Source organism: Gordonia sp. PvP123, from assembly GCF_040547295.1.
In the GTDB taxonomy this organism is placed as follows: Bacteria; Actinomycetota; Actinomycetes; order Mycobacteriales; family Mycobacteriaceae; genus Gordonia; species Gordonia terrae.
This window is the reverse complement of sequence record NZ_JBEPPN010000010.1, coordinates 128,177-153,584: the sequence shown is the minus strand read 5'-3', so window position 1 is coordinate 153,584 and position 25,408 is coordinate 128,177. Positions and strand designations below refer to the sequence as shown.

The following is a 25,408-nucleotide window of genomic DNA, read 5'->3' as shown; positions in this document are numbered from 1 at the left end:
TTCACGCCTCGCGGTGCGCGACGCGATGTGCGACCGCGATCAGCTCGGTGCGGATGTCGGCGCCGATGTCGGCGGCGTCGAGTGCGGACAGCGCCGACCCCAGCAGCTCGTCGATCGAGTTCTCGACTTCGGCCACCGCGCCCACCTCGACGAAAATGCCACGCGCGGAGTTCAACTCGTCATCGTCCAGGGCGCGCCCGAGGTGGGAGCGCAGACGGGCGCCGAGCGCCGGGTCGGCCGCGTCGGCTCGTTGCAGGGCGATCGCGAGCAGTGCCGTGCGTTTACCGGAGACCAGATCGTCGCCCGACGGCTTCCCGGTCCGTTCCGGATCGCCGAACACACCGAGCAGGTCATCGCGGAGCTGGAATGCGACGCCGAGATCGTGGCCGATGGACCGCAGGCCCGACACGAGATCGTCGGACGCACCGGCCAGCCGCGCGCCCAGTTCGAGGGGCCGCGCCACGGTGTAGGCGGCGGTCTTGAACTCCATCACGCGGTAGGCGGCCTCGGTCGAGTCGTCGCCGCCGGCCTCGTTGACGATGTCGAGGAACTGCCCGCCGAGGACCTCGGTCCGCATCGCCGCCCATGTCGCGCCCACCGCGGCGGGCAATGGGCGGCCGCCGTCCTCGACGGTCGATCCGTCCCTGCCGGTCGCGCCGACCTTGCTGCCGGTCGCGCCGACCTTGCTGCCGGTTGAGCCGACCCTGCTGCCGGTTGAGCCGACCCTGCTGCCGGTTGAGCCGACCCTGCTGCCGGTTGAGCTTGTCGAAACCCCCGGCCGATGACCGTGAACCAGGTCGTCCGCCCAGGCGAGCGCGAAGTCGCCGGCGAGGATCGCAGCGGCGACACCGTGCGCGCCGGGGTCCCCGGCCCACTTCGCGCTCTCGTGGCGCGACTCGAATTCGCGGTGCACCGTCGGAAACCCGCGACGGGTGTCGGACCGATCGATGATGTCGTCGTGGATGAGGGCGCAGGCCTGCACGAGCTCGAGTGCGGCGCAGACCCGCAGCGCGTCCCGCGGGCCGGGTGCATCGTGTCCGGCGACCGTGCGGTCCGACGACGATGTCCCGCAGCGCCAGCCGGCAAAGGCGAAGACCGGCCGGATGCGCTTGCCGCCCCGCAGGACGAAATCCCGGATCAGTTCGGCGGCCTCGCCGACCACCGGCGCGATCGCGGCGGTGGCGGGCACCGCGTCGGCGAAGAAGGCCCGCAACTCGGCCTCGACGGCGCCCGGGACCGCATCGAGCGAGGTGGGCGTGGGGATCGTGGAGGTCACCCTGCCAGGCTATGCGACCAGCTCCGTACACTGTGCGAGTGACCCCAACCGCTCCCGCACCCTCGATCGTCGAACGTCTGGCCGCTCCGCACCGCGGCCCGGTCCCGTTCTCCGTCGAGTTCTTCCCACCGCGTGACGCCGAGGCCGAGTCCCGGCTCTGGCGGGCGGTGCGCATCTTCGAGCGGTTGTCCCCGGCATTCGTCTCGATGACCTACGGCGCCGGCGGTTCCACCCGGGACCGCACCGTGCGCATCACCGGCGAGCTGGCCGCACAGACCACACTGCTGCCGGTGGCCCACCTGACCGCGGTCAACCACAGCGTCGCGGAACTGCGGGCACTGGTCGGCGCCTACGCCGACCAGGGCATCACCAACATCCTCGCGCTGCGCGGCGATCCGCCGGGCGATCCGCTCGGCGAGTGGGTCGCCCATCCCGACGGGGTCGAGTACGCCGAACAACTGGTCCGGCTCATCGACACCCTGGGCGACTTCCACGTGGGAGTGGCGTCGTTCCCGGAGACCCATCACCGGTCGCCCGACATCGATCACGACACCCGCACGCTGGTCGACAAGTTGCGCGCCGGTGCCGAGTACTCCATCACCCAGATGTTCTTCGACGTCGAGCACTACCTGCGGCTGCGCGATCGGGTCGCCGCCGCCGACCCCGAGCAGGGACTCAAACCGATCATCCCGGGCATCATGCCGGTGACCTCACTGGCCACCGCGCGGCGGATGGTCGAGCTGTCGGGTTCGGTGATCCCGCCCGACGTCGAGGAACGCTTCGCCAAGGCGGCCGGGAACGGTGCCGAGGAGGATCGCGCGTCGGTCCGCGCCGTCGGCATCGACTTCGCCACCGAGATGGCGCAGCGCCTCGTCGCCGAGGGCGCGCCGTGCCTGCATTTCTGCAGCCTCAACTTCGCCAAGGCCACGACCGAGGTCCTGGGCCGTCTCGGCGTGGACGTCGACGCCGCGCTGCACGTTCCGGCCTGAGCGGGGAGACCCGGCACGCCGGACCGGTGTCGACGCCGGACCGGCGTGCTGAATCACGTCCCGGCGGAGGGCTTCCGGTCCGTGGCGGGCGGTGCCGGTGACGCACCTGCCGCGGGATCGGCGGCTGCGGCGAGTCCCTCGCCCGAGATCGTCGACGGTGCGGACTTCGTCGGTACCGGCCGTCCGGGGCGTGGTCCGCGGTATCGCTTGCTGTAGGCGATCCGGACGATCACCAGGACCACCACGACGCACAGCAGGGCGACGAACCACGACCAGCTGCTGACCGCGGCGGTCGCCGGGTCCGGGTAGGTGGCGTCGGCGCTGAAGTCCGATGGTTCACCGGGTGCGGGCGTCCAGGTCACGGTCGATTCCCCGACCTGTTCACCGTTCGTCGCCGTCACCGGACCGCCGAAGGTGACGGTCAGCTGGACGTAGTCGCGTTCCGGGACGAGCTCGGTCAGGTCGGTGTCACCGCGGAATCGCACGACCTCGCCGCTGCGCTTGGCGGTGAGGTCCATCGTCAGCGAGGTGTCGCCGTAGGCGTCGGCCACGATGTCGCCGAGTTGGGCGAACTGACCTGCCGTCAGATCACTGAACGTCGCTCGCGAGCCCACCCGGGTGGCGGGATCGTCCTCGTCGGGACTCCCGTCCGCACCCGCGTCATCGTTACCGGCGGTCTCGGAGGGGGAGGAGGATTCGGATTCGGCCGGGCTCTCGGGTCCGGCGCCGGGAGTCGACGACGGCGCGTCGGGTCGCTCGGGCACCTGTCGGTAGTCGGTCACCGAGACCTGCCCGGCCATCGACTCGGGGAGATCGAACTGCGGTGTCCCGCGCGAATTGTCCGGGGTGGTCGCTACGACCACGCTCCCCGAGTAGCGATCACCGACCGTCGTCGACCGCTCGAGACAACCGGCCATCAACGGGGACAGGGCGACGAGGGCGACGGCCACCGCGGACGGCAGCAGGCGCCGGGCTCGGCGGGACTCGGGCGCACCCGGTACGGGATTCGACGAACGCACGGTGCTCATCGTGCCAGACCTCGACGGAAGCGCGGGGCACCCATCGTGCCGCGCCGCGTCGGGTCTCCCGGCCACCCCGATGTCGAACCACCCGGCCCGGACACCGCCCACCGCGGCCCACGCGGCAGATCGCGGGCGGCGGTCGCTCGAGGGTTCTTGTCCAGGGCGCTTCTCGGGTCGGACGGTCGGCGAGTCAGGATCGGCGGCCGAACCCCCGGCGCCCGCGCCGCAGAGCCGACTGGGCGGCGATGTACCCGCTGGCGCCGGTGACACCCCCACCGGGGTGTGTCGACGCGCCGGCGAGGAGCAGCCCGTCGGCGCCGGGCACCCGGTGACCCGCGAGGTCGGGGGTCGGGCGCCACATGAACATCTGGTCGATGGACATCTCGACGTGCATGATGTTGCCGCCGATCAGGCCCAGCTCGTCGGCGAGATCCCGCGGTGTCTGGATGTACCGGTGTGCGATCGACTCGGCGAATCCGGGTGCATGGCGGTCGACCTCGTCGCAGACGGCCTTCGCGGCCCGGTCGGCCGCGGCGGGCCAGTCGCCCTCGGCCAGCCGGTACGGATGCCACTGCGCCCACAGGTTGATGACGGAACGGCCCGGCGGAGCGAGTGTCGGATCGATCGCCGAGTAGCTCATCGCGACCACGGCGGGACGCGGCGGGAGCTCGCCCACCGACGCCGCGGCGTGGGCCCGGGTGAGGTGGGCGCGGTCGGTGACGAGCAGTCCCAGAGCCGAATGGACACCGTGCTCGGGCAGGTCGTCCGGCAGATCCCGGTAGGCGGGCAGACTCGTCGTCCCCAGCCGTACCGCCATACCGATCCCGCTGCCGACGACGACGGCGCGTCGCCACCGGTCGATGGTGCCGGCGTCGTAGCCGCCGGCGGCGAGGAGATCCAGCGTCGTCAGCACGTGGCAGGCGCTGATGATGGTGCCGGCACAGCGGGTTTCGCCGCTGCGGGTGAGTACTTGCCAGTGGTCGCCGCAGCGCGCGATGGAGACCGCGGGGTCGCCGCACGAGACGATGCCGCCGTCGTGGTCGATCCGGTGTACGAGTGCGTCGGTGAGGGCACCGCTGCCCCCGATCGCGCGGCCGGGTGGAATCCGGTGCATGAGTGCGGCGAAGCCGATCATCGGTGCGGTCCCCGGTGCACTCATCGGCGGCCCGGACTGCGCGCCGAACCACGCGAGTCCGGCCTTGAGCTGTTCGGAGTCGAAGTACTCGTCGAGAAGCGAGTCGCCCGAGGCCATCAACTCGGCGGTGAGGTTCAGCACCCGGCCGCCCCGCCGGCCGAGGAATCCGGTGCGCGCCGTGGTCGCGGTGTCGCCGAGCCCGCCGAAGGCCCGACCGAACCGACCCATCGTCGCGGGTTGGTAGAACGCGTCCATGACCGCGCGGGCACGTGGTGTCCACGTGGCGACGAATCGGCGGTAGGCGGCGGCATCGGCTGCACCACAGGCATTTTCGATCGACGTGCAGGTCGCGTCGAGGTCGGTGCGGAAGACGATCGGCGGGGCCGTCTCGGTCGCCGGGACGAACGCCCACGGATCGCAGTCGACGTACCGCAGACCGTGTGCGGCCAGCTCGAGGTCGTCGAGGACGGGGGAGTGACGGATCATCAGGTGCGACGACGACCCGCGGTCGACCCGGTGCCCGGGGAACCGTTCGACGGTCGAGACGGCGCCGCCGGGGATCTCGTCCCGCTCGAGGACCTCCACCTCCCGTCCGGCCTGAGCCAGATAGGCCGCGGCGATCAGCCCGTTGTGGCCCCCGCCGATGATGACGGCGTCGCGCCGGGTTCCGTGCATGTCAGCTCCCGGCTTCGGCGCGGCGGGCCGCGGTCGGCGGTTGTAGTTCGAGGGGGAGCGGCCGTCCGAGGAAGGCGAACGGACGGGGGTCGCCGGTGAAGGTGAAATGACGCAGGACGTCGGTGAAGCCCATCCGCCGGTACAGCGACCACGCCCGATTGTCCTCGGCAGGGATCTCCGGGGTCGAGAGGAGTACGTGACGTTCGGGCCGGTCGGCGAGAAGCCGCGCGAGCAGCCACTGGCCGATTCCTCGTCCCTGGGCGGTGGGGTGCACGTGCAATTCGGTGAGTTCGAAGTAGTCGCGGGCGATCGCCTCGATCGTCTCGGGCGGCCGGCCGGTCTGACGGAGTCCGAGTCGCAGCTGCTGGTTCCACCATTGGCCGGTCGCGCCCGTGTATCCGTAGGCGATGCCGACCAGCAGGTCGTCGGGCCCGATGCCGACCGGCGGACCCACCCGACGGCGCGCGGCAGGCATGGTCCGCGCCTCGTAGGGACTCACGGTCTCGACCGCTCCCACCGCGCGCCATCCGGGCCGGCCGATGTGCTCACGCCAGAGCCCGGCGCGGTGGATCTCGGTACCGCGCGGATAGTTCATCGCGGTCACGTAGATCTCCAGTGCGGGCTCGAGCCAGGCCCGGGCGTCCTGGCCGGTCAGGCTCACCAGGCGGATCGTCAACGGACTCCCGTTCTCCTCGTCGTCGTTCTTTGTGTCGTCGGCTCTGTGTTGTCGTCACCGCGTATGAGTCGCCCGGCATCACCGCCGGCGCACCGCCCTCTGGGGTGGATACCGGCGCCGGACACTTCCGGGAATTGTCCTATCGATGATGCACACTCGGCAGGAATCGGGTCGCGGGTGGTGGCGTTGTACAGGCCGGCGGTGGTTTCGGGTCACAGATGTCTTGAACACCGACGCCGGGCTAGCTATATTGAACGTGTCGAACGGATGTTCGATGAATGTGCCTCCGCAAGCTGTTCGCGTTCATCCACGACACGGTCCGGCGGCGGACGAGGGAAGCGTCTGCCGCCGGACACAACGACCACACGCACGAGGAGGAGGACGGCATGGCCAGGAGTCGCAGCGCCACAGCTCTCACCCACGGGGCACCCGTCGATCCGGTGATGGTCGGCCGCGCCCGCGATCTCCTCGAGCGCGCACACCTGCTCCTCGACAATGCTGACGGTGTCGACGACGGTGCCGAACGTTTTCGACAGCTGTATCTGGTCGCCCTCCGCGCATCGGGTGCGGCCCTGGCCGTCCACGAGCCGATCGGCACGGTCCGGCGCAGGACGTCGACATCGAACGCGTGGACGCGCATCGGCATGGTCGCACCTGAGCTGGCGTCGATCGCAGCCCGGTTCGCGGCGCTCTCGCCGGTGCGGATGAAGATCGAGTCCGGCATCATCCGCACGGTCGACCCCGACAGCGTGGCCGGAATGCGTCTGCTCGTCCTCGACTTCCTGCGCCAGGTCGAGACGATGGTCATCGCCTACGAGCAAGGAAAACTCGGTTTCGAGGCCCCGCAGATCGGCGCGACAGCGTGAATCGGGCCACACTTTGCCGTATCTCGCACCGGCCGGTCATCCGCAACGGCGAGTAATGGTGGTCGCGGTCGGTTTCACCTCGTATCATGGGACGATATAGGCGCAGACGCCTTTCCGGTCGCGGGTGACCTTCGTCGGCGTCGCGGATCAGTGAGAAGGAGGGTCGGTGCCACTTTCGGAGCACGAGCAACGCATGCTCGAACAAATCGAGAGCGCGCTGTACGCGGAAGACCCCAAGTTTGCGTCCAGTGTCAAGCGTCGACGTCTGGGGAGGTCGAGCGGTCGTCGTCGCTTGCAGGCGGCGGCGATCTTCGTCGTCGGCCTGGTGATGCTGGTCGGCGGACTCATCGTCGACATCAGCATCGGCGGATTCCCGATAGTGAGCCTGCTGGGCTTCCTGGTGATGTTCGGGGCCGGTCTCTTCGCTCTCTGGGGAGACAGCAGCGGCACCGCCGAGTCCGGTTCGTCGGCCCCCAGGGCCGGCAAGAAGCAATCCGGGTCGTCCGGCGGCAAGCGCAAGCTGTCCGAACGTATGGAGGAGCGATTCAATCGCCGGTTCGAGCAAGAGTGATCCGCTGATCGCGACTCCGCGTTCGTCGATCGGCTGACCGACCCCGCGACACAACTGCATAGAGAGAGCCGCGTGCCTTCGGGCACGCGGCTCTTTTCGTGCTGCCGTTCGCCTCCTGTGAGTTCCGAAACACTGCGTGACGCACAGTCGACGGGATCGGACGCACGGTCGACGGGATCGGACGCCCAGTCGACGGTGTCCCCACTTCACCCCACCGGCGATCCCCACTTCCCCCCACCGGGGCGCCCCACTATGCCCCACCCATCGGTTTCGCCTCGTCATTCAAGCCTCTCTCGCATCACAAACACCTCTTGTCACGCCGCTCGCGTCGAGATTCCTTCTCGCGACGCGCCGAGGCAGGCTTCGCGACACTCGAATCAATGTCTCTGAACTGCATATTTGCTGAGGTGGGGTGAATCAGGGGGCGTGTGGGGTGGAAAGTGGTGGAAAGTGGGGTACTGTGGCATCACCGGGTGAGGCGCAGGACGGCGCAGAATCCGGTGGGCAGGAGGTGTCGACGTGTCCGTGCGATTCGTCGGTACCTACACGCCCAAGTTGGACGACAAGGGGCGGCTCACGCTGCCCGCCAAGTTCCGCGACGCACTGGCAGGAGGGGTAGTGGTCACCAAAGGCCAAGATCACAGCTTGTCGGTGTACCGGACCGAGGAGTTCGATGCGATCGCCGCTCGGATCGTCGAGGCATCCCGAAACGATCCCGATCTGCGTGCCTTCCAGCGAACCTTCTTCGCCGGTTCGGAAGAACAACGACCAGATGGTCAGGGCAGGATCAGCCTGTCCGCCGACCATCGTGTCTACGCGGGGCTGACGAAGGAGTGCGTGGTGTTCGGCAGTTTCGACCACCTCGAGATCTGGGACTCGGCCGCGTGGAACGAGTACCAGACCAGCCACGAGGAGAACTTCTCGGCCGCCAACTCCGCGGCCCTGAACGCGGTGCTGTAGCCGGGCCACCCAGGCCCGGCGACCGACCAAGAGACAGACCGAAGAGACAGCAACCGATGGGCGAGTTCGGTGCCCAGAGGCTTCGGGTGGCACGAGGCCTCGGCCCGGTCGCGACCCTGGCGTACTTCCCCAACGCCAGGTGCGTGATCGGGTCGGGACCCCGCTCCATCCGACCGCCTGCTCTCGCCGACCCGAAGCAACCGCCCACCGCCGATACCGCACACATGCCGATGGGGGGTCTTCATCATGGTCGATGCAGGTGACGAACCTCGCCGTTCCGGCGAGTACGGACACGTACCGGTGATGGGTGCTCGGATCGTCGAACTACTCGCCCCCGCACTGGATTCCGATGAACCACGGGTCTTCCTCGACGCCACGCTCGGCGCCGGCGGGCACAGCCAACTCATCCTCGAGTCGTTCCCGAACGCCAGGGTGGTCGGCATCGATCGAGATGCGTCCGCCCTCGAGATCGCCCGCGCACGCCTGGCTTCGTACGCCGACCGGATCTCCCTGCACCAGGCCACGTTTCACCAGATCCGTGAGGTGATGGACGCGGCGGGCGAATCGGCGCTCGACGCCGCGCTGTTCGATCTCGGTGTGTCCTCGATGCAGCTGGATCAAGCGGGGCGCGGGTTCGCCTACGCGGTGGACGCACCGCTGGACATGCGGATGAATGCCGACGACCCGCTCACCGCCGCTGACGTGCTCAACACGTATTCGCACGGTGAATTGGCCCGCGTGCTCTCCGATTACGGCGAGGAACGATTCGCCGGGCGGATCGCGTCGGCGGTTCTCCGCGAGCGGGACAAGCAGCCGTTCACTACCAGCGCACGTCTCGTCGAACTGCTCTACGACGCGATCCCCGCGGCCACCAGGCGGACCGGCGGGCACCCGGCCAAGCGGACCTTTCAGGCACTGCGCATCGAGGTCAATCACGAATTGGACGTCCTGCGTGAGGCATTGCCCGCGGCGCTGGACTCACTCGTGGTCGGTGGCCGGGTCGCGGTGATGAGTTATCAATCGTTGGAGGACCGGATCGTCAAGCGCGAGTTCGCCACGCGCACGACGTCGACCTCGCCTCCCGGGCTTCCCGTCGAATTGCCCGGCACTGCACCGGATTTCCGTCTCATCACCCGCGGGGCCGAGCGTCCGGACGACACCGAACTGGCCACCAACCCGCGCTCGGCACCGGTTCGTGTCCGCGCGATCGAACGAGTCGAGAAGAAGGGCTGAGCATGACCATCCTGCACGAGGCCCCGTCGCGTGCCGCCGACGACGACCGCGACTCTCGACGGTCCCGCCGGACCCGCATCGAGTCCGAACGGGCGACACGGTCGCGCGCCGCCCAGCGCGCACTCGACCGGCGCCATCGCCGGACCGCAGCAGGTCGTGCCGCGCCGACGCGTCGCACCGGCGGTGGACTGTCGATGACCGGGGTGTCCCTGCGAGAACGACTGCAGCACACCCCGTTCGTCGTGCCGGTCATCGCGCTGCTGGTACTCGGGCTGGGGCTCAGCCTGTGGCTGTCGACCAAAGCGGCACAGGACTCCTACAAGCTGGGCATCGAGCGGACACAGAACCAGTCCCTCATCGATCAGCGGGACGCACTCAAGCGCACCTACGAATCGGGGAACTCGGCGCCCGAATTGTCCGACAAGGCAGCACGTCTCGGGATGATCCCCGCCGACAACCCGGCACGCATGATCGTCGACGACCCGCGTCGTCCCCGAGTGGTGGGCAAGCCGGAGCCTGCCTCCGGCCGTCCGATGGGGAGTCTGAATCCGGACACCGCACCGGATCCCGCGGACTCGGTCGACCCGAGCCAGGTCGACGACTCGATCGGGCTGGGTGGGCGGTCGGGGTCGGCGGGTTCCGAGGCGGGCCGCACGACCACCCCCCAGCCCACTCCGTCGCCATCGGCTGCCGGTCAACCGACCACACCCTCGCAATCCGCACCCTCGCAATCCGCCCCGTCGCAGACCGCCCCGCCCGGTGCGAATCCGCTGCCGTCCGGGACGAATCCGGTGCCGTCCGGAACGAGTGCGGTTCCGCCGGCCGCACCGTCGACACCGACCCCGGCGCCGAATGTGGTGCCGAGCCCGTGAGTCATCGGTGTCCCGGCCCGCAACGTGGGCTGGGTCTCCGGCGTCATCTCCAACCCGCCGGGATCAAATCCGGTGTAACGACGTTGAAGCGGTGAACAATTGACGACCATGACACGTGCGACCTTCGAGCGGCTCGGCGCCGGGCCGTCACGACCGGGACGTCGCCCCGGCGGAGGGCCGGCCGCGGGGTCGGGAGGGCCGAAGCGGCCGGGGACCGGCAAGCGGAACGGCCGGGGCCCGCAGAGCTTCGTCTTCCGTGCGCGCGCGGCCGGCGTGCTGGTGCTGCTCGTCGTTCTCGCCGTCGCGGTCAAGATGATCGTCGTGCACACCGTGCAGGCGGGGTCGATCTCCGCCGAGGCCGCGCAGCAGCGCGAGTACACCCAGGTCCTGACCGCCAAGCGCGGAGCGATCCTCGATCGCAACGGGCGCCCGCTCGCCTACACCGACGAAGCCAGGTCGTTGACGTTCTTGCCCAAGGCCGTTCGCAAGACGATCGACGAGGAGCATCGCAAGAATCCGGCCCTGCCAGACGTCGACACGAGGCTGAAGGAGATCGCCAAGGGCGTGTCGGTGGCCCTCGGCGGTTCGATCAGCGAAGAGGATCTGCTCGCCAAGGTCACCGGCGAGGACACCTTCGTGTACCTCGCCCGGTCGGTGAGCCCCGACGTCGCGTCGCGGATCACCGAGGAGTTCCCCGAGGTCGGCGCCGACCCGCAGAGCATCCGCCTCTACCCGGGCGGGTCACTGGCCGCGAACGTGGTCGGCGACGTGAACTACGACGGCAACGGCCTCATCGGACTGGAGGCGTCGCTGGACTCCATCCTGTCCGGGACCGACGGTTCGCGGACCTATGACCGCGGATCGGACGGCGCGGTCATCCCCGGCAGCATGCGCAACGTGCACCCGGCGCTCAACGGCGCCACGGTGCGCCTCACCCTCGACTCCGACATCCAGTGGTTCGTCCAGAGCCAGATCATGAAGGCCAAGCAGGCTTCCGGCGCGCAGGGGGCCTCCGCGGTCGTGCTCGACGCGCGGACCGGCGAGGTGCTGGCGATGGCGAACGACGGGACCTTCAACGCGTCGGTCCCGCTGTCCGAGCAGCCGGACGCCGACCTGGGCAACCCGGCCGTCACCTCGCCGTTCGAGCCGGGTTCGGTCAACAAGCTCATCGCGGCCGCGGCCGCCGTCGAGTACGGGATCACCAAGCCCGACACCGTCCACCAGGTACCCGGGAGCATCCGGATGGCCGGCGTGACCGTGCGTGACGCGTGGCCACACGGTGTCGAGCCGTACACCACCACCGGCATCTTCGGTAAGTCCTCGAACGTCGGCACCCTGATGCTCGCGCAGCGCATCGGCGAGGAGCGCTTCGCCGACATGGTGAAGAAGTTCGGTCTCGGTCAGCGAACCGGGGTGGGCCTGCCCGCGGAGAGCGCGGGCGAGGTGCCCGCACTGAGCCAGTGGTCGGGTGGCTCGTTCGCCAACCTGCCCATCGGACAGGGGCTTTCGATGTCCTTGTTGCAGATGACCGCGATGTACCAGGCGATCGCCAACGACGGACTGCGCATCCCGCCACGGATTCTGTCCTCCGAACAGCGCGACGGGTCGGCACCCGACGACCGGGCGCGACCCCAGCCGGTCCGCGTCGTGAGTGAGTCGACCGCCCGCACCGTCCGGGACATGTTCCGGTCGGTGGTCCAGGACGATCCGACGGGTGAACAGCAGGGCACCGGGACCAAGGCGGCGGTCGACGGCTATCAGGTGAGCGGGAAGACCGGCACCGCCCAGCAGGTCGATCCGGCGTGTGGGTGCTACTCGAACTCGCGGTACAACATCACCTTCGCGGGGATCGCGCCCGCCGACAACCCGCGCTACGTCGTCGGGATCATGCTCGACAACCCGCGACGTAGTTCCGACGGATCGGGCGGTCAGTCGGCGGCACCGCTGTTCTCGACCATCACCTCGTGGATGCTCCAGCGCGCCCAGGTGCCGCTGTCGGCTCCGACGCCGCGACTGACCCTGACCGCGCGGTAGGCCGTACGGCGTCGCCCGCCGGCCGGTCGCTCGATCCGGCAGGTGTCGCCGTGGCGCACCGTGTGCCGGACCTGTCCGGGCGGGCCGGTATCGTGAGTGCGATTCTGCGCCGCCCGGAGAGGGGTCGACACGCCCAGCGGCCCGCCCCGATCCGACGTCCGATCCGACCCCGCACGGATCCGCCCCGCACGACCAGTACTTGCCCGCGCAGGCGGACCGCCCGCCCGAGACCAGAAACCCCGAGACCAGAAACCCCGAGAGAAAACCGAGGAGGCGAGGAGCACCGATGGCGTCTCGTCGACGATCACCGGACCGCAGTGGTGGACCGATCCGTCCCCGGCAGGTCACACCGACACCCGTGTCGGTGCTGTCCACCGCCACCGGCGCCAGACTCGACCTCGTCGGTGGCGCAGACGCCGAGACGGACGTCACCGGCGTCACCCTGCGTGCACAGGAGGTGCGGCCCGGTGATCTGTTCGCCGCGCTGCCCGGGTCGAGCACCCACGGCGCCCGGTTCGCCGACCAGGCCGTGGCGGCCGGTGCGTCGGCGATCCTCACCGATCCGGCCGGCCGGGCCGAACTCGCTCGCGTGCTGCCGCCGGAGACCGCCGTGGCGGTCCTCATCCATCCCACTCCGCGCACGGTCCTCGGCAATGTCAGTGCGCGCGTCTACGGCAACCCGTCACAACGGCTCAAGCTGATCGGCATCACCGGCACGTCGGGCAAGACCACGACGTCCTACCTCGTCGAAGCCGCCCTGCTGGCCGCCGGCCACTCCGTCGGCCTGATCGGCACCGTCGAGACGCGGGTGAACGGCATCGCGCAACCGAGTACGCTGACCACGCCGGAGGCACCGACCCTCCAGGCCCTGCTCGCGGCGATGCTCGAGGACGGCGTCGACATCGTGGTGATGGAGGTGTCGAGTCACGCGCTGGCCCTCGGTCGCGTCGACGGTGCGCATTTCGCGATCGGCGCCTTCACCAACCTCTCGCAAGACCACCTCGATTTCCACCAGACGATGCGCGCCTACTTCGATGCGAAGGCGCAGCTGTTCGTCCCGTCCGCCCCGACCCATGCGGTCCGGGCGGTCGTGTGCGTCGACGACGAGTGGGGTCGGCGGATGGCCGAGCTCGCCCGGCGGCCGGGCGAGGCCGCCCATCTGCAGCCGGTCCTGGTGTCCACCGGGCCGACGCCGGCCCACTGGCACGCGGGTGAGTCGTCGCTCGAGGCCGACGGTTCGTCGCGTACACCGTTCGCCGAGCCGGACGGCGACCACGAGCTCCGCATCCCGCTGCCCGGCCGGTACAACGTGGCCAACGGGCTCCTCGCCGTCGCCGTCGCGCACGCCGCGGGGGTGCCGGTGCCGACCGCGCTCGAGGCGGTCGCGTCGGTGAGCGTGCCGGGACGCCTGCAGCGCATCGACCGCGGGCAGCCCTTCCTGGCGCTCGTCGACTATGCCCACAAACCGGGCGCGGTCGATGCCGTGCTGACGACCCTGCGCGGCCAGTCGACCGGACGGGTCGCCATCGTCATCGGCGCCGGCGGCGACCGCGACACCGGGAAGCGTCCGCTGATGGGGGAGGCCGCCGCGCGCGGCGCCGAGCTCGTCGTCGTCACCGACGACAACCCGCGTACCGAGGACCCCGGTGCGATCCGCGCCGAGGTGCTCGCCGGGGCCCGCGCGGTGCCGGAGACGCAACGCCCCCGGGGTGCCGAACCGATCCGGGAGATCGGCGACCGGGCCGCGGCGATCGAGGCGGCGATCGGCTGGGCGAAGCCCGGTGACATCGTGCTGGTCGCGGGCAAGGGACACGAGGCAGGTCAGGAGATCGACGGCGTGAAGCATCCCTTCGACGACCGCGAGGTCGTCGCTCGTGCGTTGGAGTCCCGTGTGCAGGAGTCCCGGGCACAGGAGTCGACCCCCGGGGCCCCGGATTCGGCAACCGGGGACCGGTCATGACGACGCCGTCGGTCACGGTGATCCGTGGGAACCCGCCGGTGTCGGTCGACGACGCCCGTCTGCTGCTCCGGCGCCTCGCCGAATCCGCCGGGGCGGGCCGCACGTGGGCGGTGATCGCCGAACTCGCCTCGCCGGCGGGGCTGACCGAGAACCAGCGCGTCGTCGAACACGATCTGCTGGGTCGTCTGGCGGTCCGGCTGGCCGTCGACAAGACTCTCTGCGTGGGCGACTCGCGGTCCGTGCACGCACTGCATCAGGGCGCTGTCATGGAGGGTTCCTGGGGCGACGAGGCCCGCATCGTCGCATCGGCCGACGAGGCCGCCGGTCTTGCCGACACCGACCCGGACTGGCGTCCGGCCGCCGGCGACGTGATCCTGCTGGCGACGGCCACCGCCGATCTCGACGCGGTGGTCTCCGCGTGGTCGGAGCACGGGGGATGGCAGGTCGTCGTTGCGGCGACCGGCGAGGAGTCGGCGCCATGAACGGCGGGACAACCATCGTGACGGCGATGCCGTACCGGCGCGGGGCACAGGACGGGTTCGGGGGAACGATCGTGGTCGAGGACAGAATTCCGGTCGGGTACGGAGAGGATGCGGGGGCAACGCGGTGACACAGATACTCCTCGCGGGCGCGATCGCGATCGCGGTGTCGATCCTGTTGACGCCGATCCTGATCAAGGTCTTCTCCCGGCAGGGATTCGGGCAGGAGATCCGGGTCGAGGGTCCGCAGAGTCACCAGACCAAACGCGGTACCCCGTCGATGGGTGGTGTCGCGATCCTCGCCGCGCTGTGGGCGGGTTACTTCGGTGCCCATCTCATCGGGGTGTTCACCGACGCCGGGAACGGGCCCACCGCGTCCGGCCTGCTCGTCCTCGGCCTGGCGACCGCGCTGGGCGTCGTCGGGTTCCTCGACGACATCATCAAGATCCGCAAGCATCGCAACCTCGGTCTGAACAAGACCGCGAAGTCGATCGGCCAGTTCATCGCCGCCATCCTCTTCGGCATCCTGGTGCTGCAGTTCCGCAACGACTACGGGTACACGCCGGCGAGCACGAACCTGTCCTACGTCCGCGACATCGACGCGATCACGCTCGGTTCGGTGGTGTTCGTGGTCTTCTGCTGGCTCGTCGTCGCGGCGTGGTCGAACGCGGTGAACTTCACGGACGGACTCGACGGCCTGGCGGCCGGCTCGATGGCGATGGTCCTGGGCTCCTACGTCCTGGTCACGTTCTTCCAGTTCGTCAATGCCTGTGCGGGTGGCGCCAAGCCGCCCAGCGAGATCCCCACGGGGTGCTACCAGGTGCGCGACCCGCTGGACCTCGCGCTGATCGCGGTGGCCGGCGGCGGCGCATGCCTGGGCTTCCTCTGGTGGAACGCGGCTCCGGCCAAGATCTTCATGGGGGACACCGGCTCGCTGGCCCTCGGCGGAATGCTCGCCGGCCTGTCCATCACCACGCGGACCGAGCTGCTCGCGGTCGTCATCGGCGCACTGTTCGTCGCCGAGATCATGTCGGTGGTGATCCAGATCGCCTTCTTCCGGACGACCGGACGACGCGTGTTCCGGATGGCGCCCTTCCACCATCACTTCGAACTCGGCGGCTGGGCCGAGACCACGGTGATCATCAGGTTCTGGTTGCTCACCGCGATCGCGTGCGCCCTCGGTCTGTCGCTGTTCTACGGCGAGTTCCTCACCACCAATGGCTGATCGCCCGGTGCGGGATCCGGAACCGGTGAGGTCGGAGCCTTCGGGGCCCGACCCGCGCGAGCTGGCCGGCCGGATCGTGGTGGTCGGCGGCGCCGGGACCGCCGGTCTGTCCGCCACCCGATTCCTCGTCACGCTCGGCGCCGATGTGCTTCTGGCCGACGATCGCTTCGCCGGCCGCGATGCGTCCCCGGCCGATCGCGAGACCGCGGCCGGTGCGGTCCCCGGGGTCGCGGAACTGGCCTCGCGGGGGGTCGAGCCGATTGCCGTCGCGGATCTGCTCGCCGACCCCGCACGGATGGCGACCGCCGCGGTGGTCATCGTCTCGCCCGGCTTCGCGCCCACCCACCATCTGGTGCGGGCGGCGACCGACAGCGGCGTACCGGTCTGGGGCGAGGTCGAACTCGCCTGGCGCGTCGACGCAGCAGGACTCCTCGGCGAACCTCGCACCTGGCTCGTGGTGACCGGCACCAACGGCAAGACGACGACCACCTCGATGCTCGCCGGGATCGTCGAGGCCGCGGGTCGCGCAGGCGCTGCCTGCGGCAACATCGGTCTCCCGGTGCTCGATGCGATGCAGGCCGATCCGCGAGTGGATGTGCTCTGCGCCGAGTTGTCGTCGTTCCAGCTGCACTGGGCGCCCTCGGTCCGTCCGGATGCCGGGGTGGTGCTCAACGTCGCCGATGACCACCTCGACTGGCACGGAACATTCGACGCGTACGCGCTCGCGAAGGCGGGAGCCCTGCGCGGTGCGGTGGGTGTCGTCGGCCTCGACGATCCGGTCGCGTCCGGGCTGCCCGCCGCGGGCCGGCGCATCGGCTTCACCCTGTCCGAGCCGCAGCCCGGGCAGCTCGGTGTCGAGAACGGCCGGTTGACCGATCGCGCCTTCGACGCCGGCCGGCTGTTCGACGCCGACGCGGTGCGACCGGCCGGGCCGTCGGGTGTTGCCGACGCTCTGGCCGCCTCGGCCCTGGCGCTCGCGGCCGGCATCGGAGCCGACGCGATCCGGGCCGGGCTGGCGGCGTTCCGTCCGGCCGGTCATCGTGGTGAGGTCGTCGCGTCCCGGGACGGGGTGGCCTTCGTCGACGACTCGAAGGCCACCAATCCGCATGCCGCGCAGGCCGCGGTGGCCGCCTTCGAGCGGGTCGTGCTGATCGCGGGCGGTCTGCTCAAGGGCGCGTCGATGGACGAGATGCTGACCGCGGTGCGAGCTCGGCTCGTCGGCGTGGTCGCGATCGGGCGCGACCGCGACCTTGTGATCGAGGCGATCGCGCGACACGCCCCAGAAGTCCCAACAGTCACAGTATTCACAGGAGACGATGACACGGTGAACGTGCATCGTCCGGGACAGGCTGGTCCCCAAGCCTCAGCATCCGATCGCCCGGGTTCGGGCTCCTCGGCGTCGGTCGCGGTCATGGACCGGGCCGTCGAGGAGGCCTGGGCGTTCGCCGTCGCGAGCTCACCCGCCCCCGACGCCGTGCTGCTCGCCCCCGCGGCGGCCTCGTTGGACATGTTCGCCGGTTACGGTGCGCGCGGGGACGCCTTCGCCGCGGCCGCACGCCGGATCGCCGGCTCGCCCCGCGCCGGACGGTGAGTCCGATGGGCAGCCGGACCCCGGCCCCGGACGACGAACCCGCCGACGACACATCCGGTGCCGCCGGCGTCGAGGACGTCGACCCCGGCACGGGTGACAAGGCCGATCGACCGGGTACCGGGCGCGCGGCGGGCAGCAGTTCGGCGACGAGCGGGGCGCTGGGCCGGTCCACGGGTGCGGCGGCCGCGACCGCCGCGTCGGTCCCGGCGATCGTCCTCGACGCGATCCGCAACCTGCTGGCCCGGCCTCTTGCGTCGTATCAGCTCATCCTCACGATGTCGTTCCTGCTCACCGCATTCGGACTGGTGATGGTTCTCTCGGCATCGTCGGTCGAGGGCTACTCCAAAGAGGGATCGGCGTATGGACTGTTCACCACCCAGGTGATCTTCGCCCTGCTCGGCCTCGTGGTGTTCTATCTGATGCTGCGCGTGCCGGTACGGCTGCTCCGCCGGTTCGCCGCCCCCGCGATGTTCGTCGCGGTCGTGCTGCTGGCGCTGGTCCTCATTCCCGGCGTCGGCACGCTCAGTCAGGGCGCACGCCGCTGGTTCGTCATCTACGGCCTGTCGGTGCAGCCGTCCGAGCTGGTGAAGGTCGCGTTGTGTATCTGGGGCGCGCATCTGCTCGCCTCGCGCCGGCGCGACAACGCCTCGCTGCGCGAGTTGCTGGTGCCACTCGTCCCGGTGGCCATGCTCGTCTGCCTGCTGATCATCCTCGAACCGAACCTCTCGACGACCATCACCATCGCGATCATCGTCGGTGCGCTGCTGTGGTTCGCGGGTCTGCCGATCAAGGTCTTCGCCTCGTTCGCGGTGTCCGGCATCGTTCTGGCCGTGATCCTCGCCCTCGCCGAGGGGTACCGGTCCCAGCGTGTGATGAGCTTCCTCGGCAACGTCGACGACCCGCAGGGCGCCGGCTATCAGGCCCGCCAGGCGACCTACGCACTGGCGAACGGCGGGGTCTTCGGCGTGGGTCTCGGCCAGTCGAGCGCCAAGTGGAACTACCTGCCGAACGCACACAACGACTTCATCTTCGCGATCATCGGCGAAGAGCTCGGGCTTCTCGGCGGCCTCATGGTCGTGTTCCTCTTCGTCGTCCTCGCCTACATCGGGTTCCGGATCGCGCACCGTTCGACCGATCCGTTCCTGCGCCTGATGTCGGCGACCATAACGGTGCTGATCATCGCGCAGGCCTTCATCAACATCGGCTACGTCATCGGACTGCTGCCGGTGACCGGAATCCAGTTGCCGCTGGTCTCGGCGGGCGGCACGTCGACACTGACCGTGCTCGCGATGCTGGGGTTGCTCGCCAACGCGGCCAGACACGAACCCGAAGCGGTGGCGACACTCACCGGCGGATCGCCGAGCCGCGTCGCGCGGTGGTTGCGACTCCCGACGCCGGTGGCCTACCGGCAGACGCGGGCGGAATCGCTGCGCGACCGACTGGACCAGCGTCGCGCCGGGGGGCCGCGCGTGGCCGCAGCCGCCCACGGTGGTCGAGGACCGGCGTCGCGTCGCCGGCCGCCGAGTGGACGCGCGCCGTCGGCCGACGCGGGTCGCGGCCGCCGACGGTTCCCGCTGCCGTGGAAGCGCGCCGCGACGACGCAGCAGGCCCCGCATGACGATGGGCGAGCGCGCCGGTCGGCTCCTCGAGGCGGCACGACGACCTGGGGCGCCCGATCGACGGCCACCGGCCGTGCCGGCGGTCCGACGGGGCGGGCCCGACCTGGGACGACTCCGCGCGGCGGCGTCGACTACGGTGTCGGGTATCGGGGGAGCGGGCGGAGTGCGCGCGGCGCCGGGAGCGGAGCGAGCGGGCCACATCCGCGCGGCGCCGGGAGCGGAGCGAGCGGGCCGTATGTGCGCGGCGCCGGGAGCGGAGCGAATGCCCGTGGCGCGGGTCGCCGGTGACCGGTGGGGTCCCCGCGGGTGCCGGAGTGCGACCGCCCCGACCCGTCGGGCATGGGTGCCCGGCTGACATGACCAGAGGCTGAAATGGAGTGACGACGCCGGTGAGTTCGGGTGCAGTACACGCTGATTCGACCGGGCGGCCGACGGGCCGTCCGTTGTCGGTGGTCGTCGCCGGTGGCGGTACGGCCGGTCACATCGAGCCCGCCCTCGCCGTCGCCGACGCGGTCAGTCGCATCGATCCGACCGCCCGCATCACCGCCCTGGGCACCAGGCGGGGCCTCGAAGTCGATCTGGTCCCGGAACGCGGATACGACCTGCAGCTGATCCCGCCGGTGCCGTTGCCGCGCAAGCCCGGCCTCGATCTGGCGCGTACCCCCGGTCGTCTGCTCGGTTCGGTGGCCGCCACCCGCAGGGTGCTCGACGACGTGGATGCCGACGTGGTCATCGGCTTCGGTGGCTACGTGTCGGTGCCCGCATACCTGGCGGCACAGATGCACCTGCGGCGGCGCAACAGGATCCCGATCGTCATCCACGAGGCCAATGCCTCGGCGGGCATCGCCAACAAGGTCGGTGCCCGGTTCGCCGACCGCGTCCTGGCGGCCGTCGACGGCTCCGGGCTCGACGCGACGGTCGTCGGCATCCCCGTCCGCGGTGTGCTCGCCGAACTCGACCGTCCGGCCCTGCGAGCCAAGGCGCGCCACTACTTCGGACTCGACGACGACGCTCCGACGCTGCTCGTCTTCGGCGGCTCGCAGGGTGCGCAGCGACTCAACGACGCGGTGTCGGGCGCGGCGGAGACGTTGGGCAGGTCCGGTATCGGCGTGTTGCATGCCTACGGCCCCAAGAACTCGATCGATCCCGCCGTCGTCGACGGCGCGCCGCCGTACCGTGCGGTCGGATACCTCAAGCGGATGGATCTCGCGTACGCGGCCGCCGATCTGGTGATGTGCCGCTCGGGTGCGATGACCGTCGCCGAGGTGTCGGCGACCGGACTACCCGCGATCTACGTCCCGTTGCCGCACGGGAACGGCGAGCAGCGGTTGAACGCCTTGCCCGTCGTGGAGGCGGGCGGGGGACTGCTCGTCGATGATTCGACGGTCGACGCCGAGTGGGTTGCCCGCGAAGTGCCGGCCTTGCTGACGGATTCGGTGCGGCTGAACGAGATGTCGGTCGCCGCAGCGGGCACCGGACACCGGGACGCCGCCTCGGCGGTGGCCACCGCGGCAATCGAACTCGCGCAGGAATTCCGTGCCGGGCGCCGGAGCGGGAGGTCACGGCGTGAGCGATGAGACGGTGAGCCACGAGACGGTGAGCGACGAGACGGTGGACCACACGACGGAGAGCGACGTGTCGGCGTCGGCCCAGGGGGCGCTGCCCGACCAGTTGAGTCGCGTGCACATGGTCGGCATCGGCGGCGCCGGGATGTCGGGACTCGCCCGGATCCTGCTGGCCCGCGGTGGTCAGGTCTCCGGGTCGGACGCCAAGAACAGCCGTGGCATCCTCGAACTCCGCACCCGTGGCGCCCGCGTCCAGGTCGGGCATGATCCGTCGGCACTCGACCAGATCCCCGGCGGCCCGTCGGTCGTGGTGACCACCCACGCCGCCATTCCCAAGACCAACCCCGAACTCGTCGCGGCACGCTCACGCGGCATCCCCGTGCTCCTGCGCCCTCGTGTGCTGGCCCAGCTGATGGCGGGCTATCGCAGCCTTCTGATCGCGGGGACCCACGGCAAGACGTCGACGACCTCGATGGCCGTCGTCGCACTGCAACATGCCGGAACCGACCCGTCGTTCGCGATCGGCGGCGAGCTGAACGAGTCGGGGACGAACGCCCACCACGGCGGCGACCCCATCTTCGTCGCCGAGGCCGACGAGAGTGACGGCTCGTTGCTGGAGTACACACCCGACGTCGTCGTGGTCACCAACATCGACGCCGACCATCTCGACTTCTTCGGTTCTATCGAGGCCTATGTCGAGGTGTTCGACCGGTTCGCCGCGCGGATCACGACCGGCGGGTCACTCGTCGTGTGTCTCGACGACCCGGGGTCGGCAGCGCTGGCCGGCCGCGTCGCCGAGCCGCTCACCGCGCGGGGGGTCGAGGTCCTCGGTTACGGACGCGGGACGCACGCCGCGCTGGCGCCGACCGTCCCGAACGTCGCCACCATGCTGTCGTGGGAGCCGCGCGGCGTCGGCGGAGCGGCCACGGTCCGGTTCACCGCACCGTTGTGCCCGGACGTGGAGGACCGTCAGCTGACCCTTCCGCTCCCCGGAGAGCACATGGCGCTCAACGCGATCGCCGCGGTCATCGGTGCGGCTCGGACCGGCACGCCGGCCGGCGCGGTGGCCACCGACATCTCGGACCGGTTCGACGGCATCGTGGCCGGGATCGGTTCGTTCGGTGGCGTCCACCGGCGCTTCGAGTTCCGGGGACAGCGCGGCGGCGTCGAGGTCATCGACGACTACGCCCATCATCCGACCGAGGTGCGTGCCGTGCTGTCGGCGGCGCAGGACATGGTCTCCGCACGCGGCGGGCCGGGCGCGGAGCGCGGTCGGGTCATCGCCGTGTTCCAGCCGCATCTCTATTCGCGCACCGTCGAATTCGCCGACGACTTCGCCGCCGCCCTGGACCTCGCCGACACGGTCGTGGTCGCCGACGTGTACGGGGCCCGCGAGGCCCCGATCCCCGGGGTCAGCGGGCGCACGATCTCGGACAAGCTGACGGTGCCGGGCATCTTCGCCCCGGACCTCTCTCGGCTGGCCGCGCAGGTCGCCCGGCTGGCGCGGTCCGGCGACGTCGTCCTCACGCTGGGAGCGGGCGACGTCACCATGCAGGGGCCGGAGATCCTCGCCGCGCTCGCCTCGGCGTCGACGACCGGCGACGCCGCCGACGGCGCGGATCCGGCCGGATCTCCGGCCGAGACACCGGGGGAGTCCGGCGACCGGACGGGGCGGGTGTCGTGATCCGGTGGCCGGAGCGCCGCCGGTCCCGCGTGCTGCTCGGCACGCTCATGGTCGTCGCGATGGGGGTCGGCCTGGTCTTGATCGCCTATCTCACCCCGCTGATGTCGGTGCGCGGCACCGATGTCCGGGACAACGGATCGATTCCCGCGGACGAGATCCTGCGCGTCGCCGCGGTGCCGTCGGGCACCCCGCTGCTGCAGGTCGACACCCGGGCGGTGGCGCAGCGCGTCGCCACGATCCCGTCGGTCGAGTCGGCGCGGGTGCAACGGAGCTATCCGTCGTCGCTGACCATCACCGTCGTCGAGCGGGTGCCGGTCGTGATCGTGAACAACGGCGACGACGTCCACGTCCTCGACAAATCCGGCGTCGCCTTCCTCGACTACGACCGCACGCAGGGGGTCCCGCCCGAGGTGCTCAAGCTCCCGGTACTCGTCACCCCCAATCCGGGACCGGCGGACCCGACCACCCGGGAGACCATCGCGGCGGTGGCGGGACTGCCCGAATCGCTGGCGCGGCAGGTCATCCGGGTGACCGCGACCTCACCCGTCGACATCGAGTTCACCCTGTCCGAGAAGCGCACCGTCGTGTGGGGTGACAGCGACCGGGGCGCCGAGAAGGCCCGCACGCTCACGCACCTGCTCACCCGCAAGGCGACGATGTACAACGTGTCGAGCCCCGAATTCCCGGCCTATCGGTGACCGCCCGGCGGGTCCGGGGGTTCCCGGGTTCGCCGGCGTGGCCGTGCGAACCCGCCGCTGACGGCGCGGTCACCCCCGAGCACGAGTGAAAAGCCGCGGATTCCGGGGCAATTCGGGTGCGACTTCCCGACACGCCGAGGGCGGATCTGGATACCGGCGCCCTCGATGCCTAGCGTCATGACCACAACGAGTTACTTGACATAACTCTAAATCTATGGTTCAGGTTTAGGGTTTGTCGCCAGCGGGACGCGGACCGGCCGGTCCACACAGACACATCACGACGAGATCGCGACTCACCACGAGGTCGATCCACACAAGGAAGGCGAGCGCATGACGCCACCGCACAACTACCTGGCCGTCATCAAGGTCGTCGGCATCGGCGGTGGCGGCGTGAATGCCGTCAACCGGATGATCGAGCAGGGACTCAAGGGAGTCGAGTTCATCGCGATCAACACCGACGCCCAGGCGCTGTTGATGAGCGACGCCGACGTCAAGCTCGACGTCGGGCGTGACTCGACCCGAGGTCTCGGCGCGGGCGCCGACCCCGAGGTCGGTCGCCGTGCCGCCGAGGATGCACGCGACGAGATCGAGGAACTCCTGAAGGGCGCCGACATGGTCTTCGTGACCGCGGGCGAGGGAGGCGGCACCGGCACCGGTGGCGCACCCGTGGTCGCATCGATCGCGCGCAAGCTCGGCGCGCTCACCGTCGGTGTGGTCACCCGCCCGTTCGCCTTCGAGGGCAAGCGTCGCGGCGGACAGGCCGAGGCGGGCATCACCGCCCTGCGCGAGTCCTGCGACACCCTCATCGTCATCCCGAACGACCGTCTGCTGCAGCTCGGCGACGCGCAGGTCAGCCTGATGGACGCGTTCCGCAGCGCCGACGAGGTACTCCTCAACGGTGTGCAGGGCATCACCGACCTCATCACGACGCCGGGCCTGATCAACGTCGACTTCGCCGACGTCAAGGGCGTCATGAGCGATGCCGGCAGTGCGCTGATGGGCATCGGTTCGGCTCGCGGCGAGGAGCGGGCGCGCAAGGCCGCGGAGTCCGCGATCAACTCACCGCTGCTCGAGGCCTCGATGGAGGGCGCCCGTGGTGTGCTGATCTCGATCGCCGGTGGCAGCGACCTGGGTCTGTTCGAGATCCACAACGCCGCGACCCAGGTGCAGGAGGCTGCGCACGAGGACGCCAACATCATCTTCGGCACGGTGATCGACGACAACCTCGGCGACGAGGTGCGGGTCACGGTCATCGCGGCCGGCTTCGACGGCGGTTCGCCGAAGAAGCGGGCCGACGTGCCCGCCGCCGCGGGACGCTCCGCGGTCGGTCAGGGCCAGGCCGGTGCCGTGAACTCGCCGCCGAAGAACGATCCGCTGTTCGGCGACATGCCGAAGGGTGCGGGTGATCCGTTCGAGCAGGAGCAGGAACCGCCTCGTCGGAACACCGTGCGGCTCGATGACGACGACGTCGATGTGCCGTCGTTCATGAAGCGCTGAGCCCCCGGATGCGGGTGCGTCGTGTCATCACCACCCGTGCCGGCGGGGTCTCGGTGTCGCCGTACGATTCGTTCAATCTCGGTGATCACGTAGGGGACGGTCCGGAAGCGGTGGCGGCCAACAGGATCCGGCTGGCCGAGCAGATCGGCGTCCCGGCCGGGTCGGTGGTGTGGATGGAGCAGATCCACAGCCGCAACGTCACCGTGGTCGACGGACCGGTCACCGAGCCGGTGCCGGTCACCGACGCGCTGGTCACCACCACACCCGGGCTCGCCCTCGCGGTGCTGTCCGCCGACTGCGTCCCGGTACTCCTGAGCGACGACGAGGCCGGTGTGATCGCGGGGGTCCACGCGGGACGTGTCGGCGCCCGGATCGGCATCGTGCCGGCCACGCTGCGTGCCATGGTCGACCTCGGGGCCCGGATCGGGTCGATCGGTGCTTTTCTCGGTCCGGCTGCGAGCGGCGACCACTACGAGGTGCCCGCCGCGATGCAGGCCGATGTCGAGAAGCACCTGCCGGGCAGCGCCGTGCGCACCAAGAAGGGCACCGCGGGCCTCGATCTGCGCGCCGGTCTCCGGCGGCAGTTGTTGGACGCGGGAGTGGCCGGTGTCGCGGTCGATCCGCGATGCACGATCTCCGATCCGAGCCTGTTCAGCCACCGACGCGGGGCGCCCACAGGACGGCTCGCCTCGGTCATCTGGATGGACCCGGACACCGACGAGACCCACGAGACTCCCGGGAGCGGAGCCGGCGGGCCGCTCGGGGAATGAACCCGGTGGCG

At 70.2% G+C, this 25,408-nt stretch carries 21 protein-coding genes; 17 read left to right on the top strand and 4 right to left on the bottom strand.

What is annotated here, in order from left to right; translation table 11 throughout:
• Position 1: 1 nt before the first annotated feature.
• Positions 2-1,276, bottom strand: a complete 1,275-nt coding sequence (locus ABIC25_RS19915; protein ID WP_354562838.1) for a polyprenyl synthetase family protein — start codon at positions 1,274-1,276, stop codon at positions 2-4.
• 11 nt (positions 1,277-1,287) lie between these two features.
• Between ABIC25_RS19915 and ABIC25_RS19910 the strand changes: the two genes are divergently transcribed.
• Complete coding sequence (locus tag ABIC25_RS19910; protein WP_033203915.1) at positions 1,288-2,265, top strand: methylenetetrahydrofolate reductase; 978 nt, start codon at positions 1,288-1,290, stop codon at positions 2,263-2,265.
• A 53-nt stretch (positions 2,266-2,318) separates the two neighbouring features.
• On the opposite strand, the gene ABIC25_RS19905 is transcribed toward ABIC25_RS19910, so the two are convergent.
• The 3 genes from ABIC25_RS19905 to ABIC25_RS19895 form a co-directional block, all read right to left on the bottom strand.
• Entirely contained in the window at positions 2,319-3,293 is a 975-nt protein-coding gene (locus tag ABIC25_RS19905) for an LppM family (lipo)protein (RefSeq protein ID WP_354562837.1), read from the bottom strand.
• A 184-nt stretch (positions 3,294-3,477) separates the two neighbouring features.
• Positions 3,478-5,097, bottom strand: a complete 1,620-nt coding sequence (locus ABIC25_RS19900) for a phytoene desaturase family protein (protein WP_354562835.1) — start codon at positions 5,095-5,097, stop codon at positions 3,478-3,480.
• Between the two features lies 1 nt (position 5,098).
• Entirely contained in the window at positions 5,099-5,773 is a 675-nt protein-coding gene (locus ABIC25_RS19895) for a GNAT family N-acetyltransferase (protein WP_101819454.1), read from the bottom strand.
• Between the two features lie 386 nt (positions 5,774-6,159).
• Here ABIC25_RS19895 and ABIC25_RS19890 point away from each other — a divergent pair, with 386 nt between their 5' ends.
• The 16 genes from ABIC25_RS19890 to pgeF all read left to right on the top strand — a co-directional run bounded on the left by ABIC25_RS19890 (position 6,160) and on the right by pgeF (position 25,397).
• On the top strand, positions 6,160-6,639 hold the full coding sequence (locus ABIC25_RS19890) for an SAV_6107 family HEPN domain-containing protein (protein ID WP_354562834.1): 480 nt from the start codon (positions 6,160-6,162) through the stop codon (positions 6,637-6,639).
• A 166-nt stretch (positions 6,640-6,805) separates the two neighbouring features.
• Positions 6,806-7,210 (top strand): SCO2097 family morphological protein, encoded by a 405-nt coding sequence (locus tag ABIC25_RS19885; RefSeq protein ID WP_004022882.1) that lies wholly within the window; start codon positions 6,806-6,808, stop codon positions 7,208-7,210.
• A 519-nt stretch (positions 7,211-7,729) separates the two neighbouring features.
• On the top strand, positions 7,730-8,170 hold the full coding sequence (mraZ, locus tag ABIC25_RS19880; protein WP_064570559.1) for a division/cell wall cluster transcriptional repressor MraZ: 441 nt from the start codon (positions 7,730-7,732) through the stop codon (positions 8,168-8,170).
• A 246-nt stretch (positions 8,171-8,416) separates the two neighbouring features.
• The gene (rsmH, locus tag ABIC25_RS19875) at positions 8,417-9,403 is read left to right on the top strand and encodes a 16S rRNA (cytosine(1402)-N(4))-methyltransferase RsmH (RefSeq protein ID WP_248642958.1); all 987 of its coding nucleotides are present in this window, start codon (positions 8,417-8,419) and stop codon (positions 9,401-9,403) included.
• Between the two features lie 2 nt (positions 9,404-9,405).
• Entirely contained in the window at positions 9,406-10,275 is an 870-nt protein-coding gene (ftsL, locus tag ABIC25_RS19870; protein ID WP_239401054.1) for a cell division protein FtsL, read from the top strand.
• A gap of 108 nt (positions 10,276-10,383) precedes the next feature.
• A complete protein-coding gene (locus ABIC25_RS19865; RefSeq protein WP_004022878.1) occupies positions 10,384-12,309 on the top strand; it encodes a peptidoglycan D,D-transpeptidase FtsI family protein in 1,926 nt (641 codons plus the stop codon).
• Positions 12,310-12,595: 286 nt separating this feature from the next.
• Positions 12,596-14,269, top strand: coding sequence for a UDP-N-acetylmuramoyl-L-alanyl-D-glutamate--2,6-diaminopimelate ligase (locus ABIC25_RS19860; protein WP_354562832.1), 1,674 nt, complete (start codon positions 12,596-12,598; stop codon positions 14,267-14,269).
• Positions 14,266-14,751, top strand: coding sequence for a UDP-N-acetylmuramoyl-tripeptide--D-alanyl-D-alanine ligase (locus ABIC25_RS19855; protein WP_004022876.1), 486 nt, complete (start codon positions 14,266-14,268; stop codon positions 14,749-14,751). Before ABIC25_RS19860 ends, ABIC25_RS19855 begins: the two co-directional genes overlap by 4 nt.
• A 124-nt stretch (positions 14,752-14,875) precedes the next feature.
• Positions 14,876-15,973, top strand: coding sequence for a phospho-N-acetylmuramoyl-pentapeptide-transferase (gene mraY, locus ABIC25_RS19850; RefSeq protein WP_004022875.1), 1,098 nt, complete (start codon positions 14,876-14,878; stop codon positions 15,971-15,973).
• Positions 15,966-17,564, top strand: a complete 1,599-nt coding sequence (murD, locus tag ABIC25_RS19845; protein WP_354562831.1) for a UDP-N-acetylmuramoyl-L-alanine--D-glutamate ligase — start codon at positions 15,966-15,968, stop codon at positions 17,562-17,564. Before mraY ends, murD begins: the two co-directional genes overlap by 8 nt.
• A gap of 5 nt (positions 17,565-17,569) precedes the next feature.
• Positions 17,570-19,471: a putative lipid II flippase FtsW gene (gene ftsW / locus ABIC25_RS19840; protein ID WP_354562829.1), complete on the top strand. Its 1,902-nt coding sequence runs from the start codon at positions 17,570-17,572 to the stop codon at positions 19,469-19,471.
• A 101-nt stretch (positions 19,472-19,572) separates the two neighbouring features.
• Positions 19,573-20,760 (top strand): undecaprenyldiphospho-muramoylpentapeptide beta-N-acetylglucosaminyltransferase, encoded by a 1,188-nt coding sequence (gene murG / locus ABIC25_RS19835; RefSeq protein ID WP_354562827.1) that lies wholly within the window; start codon positions 19,573-19,575, stop codon positions 20,758-20,760.
• Between the two features lie 109 nt (positions 20,761-20,869).
• Positions 20,870-22,432, top strand: a complete 1,563-nt coding sequence (gene murC, locus ABIC25_RS19830; protein ID WP_354562888.1) for a UDP-N-acetylmuramate--L-alanine ligase — start codon at positions 20,870-20,872, stop codon at positions 22,430-22,432.
• Positions 22,429-23,130, top strand: coding sequence for a cell division protein FtsQ/DivIB (locus tag ABIC25_RS19825; RefSeq protein ID WP_064571809.1), 702 nt, complete (start codon positions 22,429-22,431; stop codon positions 23,128-23,130). Before murC ends, ABIC25_RS19825 begins: the two co-directional genes overlap by 4 nt.
• A 330-nt stretch (positions 23,131-23,460) precedes the next feature.
• Positions 23,461-24,627 (top strand): cell division protein FtsZ, encoded by a 1,167-nt coding sequence (gene ftsZ / locus ABIC25_RS19820; protein WP_004021229.1) that lies wholly within the window; start codon positions 23,461-23,463, stop codon positions 24,625-24,627.
• Positions 24,628-24,635: 8 nt separating this feature from the next.
• On the top strand, positions 24,636-25,397 hold the full coding sequence (pgeF, locus tag ABIC25_RS19815; protein WP_354562825.1) for a peptidoglycan editing factor PgeF: 762 nt from the start codon (positions 24,636-24,638) through the stop codon (positions 25,395-25,397).
• The last annotated feature ends 11 nt before the right edge of the window (positions 25,398-25,408 follow it).

Coding starts and splice junctions, on each gene's coding strand:
- ABIC25_RS19910 (WP_033203915.1), top strand. CDS start 1,288: ATGCGACCAGCTCCGTACACTGTGCGAGTGACCCCAACCGCTCCCGCA.
- ABIC25_RS19905 (WP_354562837.1), bottom strand. CDS start 3,293: ATGAGCACCGTGCGTTCGTCGAATCCCGTACCGGGTGCGCCCGAGTCC.
- ABIC25_RS19900 (WP_354562835.1), bottom strand. CDS start 5,097: ATGCACGGAACCCGGCGCGACGCCGTCATCATCGGCGGGGGCCACAAC.
- ABIC25_RS19890 (WP_354562834.1), top strand. CDS start 6,160: ATGGCCAGGAGTCGCAGCGCCACAGCTCTCACCCACGGGGCACCCGTC.
- rsmH (WP_248642958.1), top strand. CDS start 8,417: ATGGTCGATGCAGGTGACGAACCTCGCCGTTCCGGCGAGTACGGACAC.
- ftsL (WP_239401054.1), top strand. CDS start 9,406: ATGACCATCCTGCACGAGGCCCCGTCGCGTGCCGCCGACGACGACCGC.
- ABIC25_RS19865 (WP_004022878.1), top strand. CDS start 10,384: ATGACACGTGCGACCTTCGAGCGGCTCGGCGCCGGGCCGTCACGACCG.
- ABIC25_RS19860 (WP_354562832.1), top strand. CDS start 12,596: ATGGCGTCTCGTCGACGATCACCGGACCGCAGTGGTGGACCGATCCGT.
- ABIC25_RS19855 (WP_004022876.1), top strand. CDS start 14,266: ATGACGACGCCGTCGGTCACGGTGATCCGTGGGAACCCGCCGGTGTCG.
- murD (WP_354562831.1), top strand. CDS start 15,966: ATGGCTGATCGCCCGGTGCGGGATCCGGAACCGGTGAGGTCGGAGCCT.
- ftsW (WP_354562829.1), top strand. CDS start 17,570: ATGGGCAGCCGGACCCCGGCCCCGGACGACGAACCCGCCGACGACACA.
- murC (WP_354562888.1), top strand. CDS start 20,870: ATGGTCGGCATCGGCGGCGCCGGGATGTCGGGACTCGCCCGGATCCTG.
- ftsZ (WP_004021229.1), top strand. CDS start 23,461: ATGACGCCACCGCACAACTACCTGGCCGTCATCAAGGTCGTCGGCATC.
- pgeF (WP_354562825.1), top strand. CDS start 24,636: ATGCGGGTGCGTCGTGTCATCACCACCCGTGCCGGCGGGGTCTCGGTG.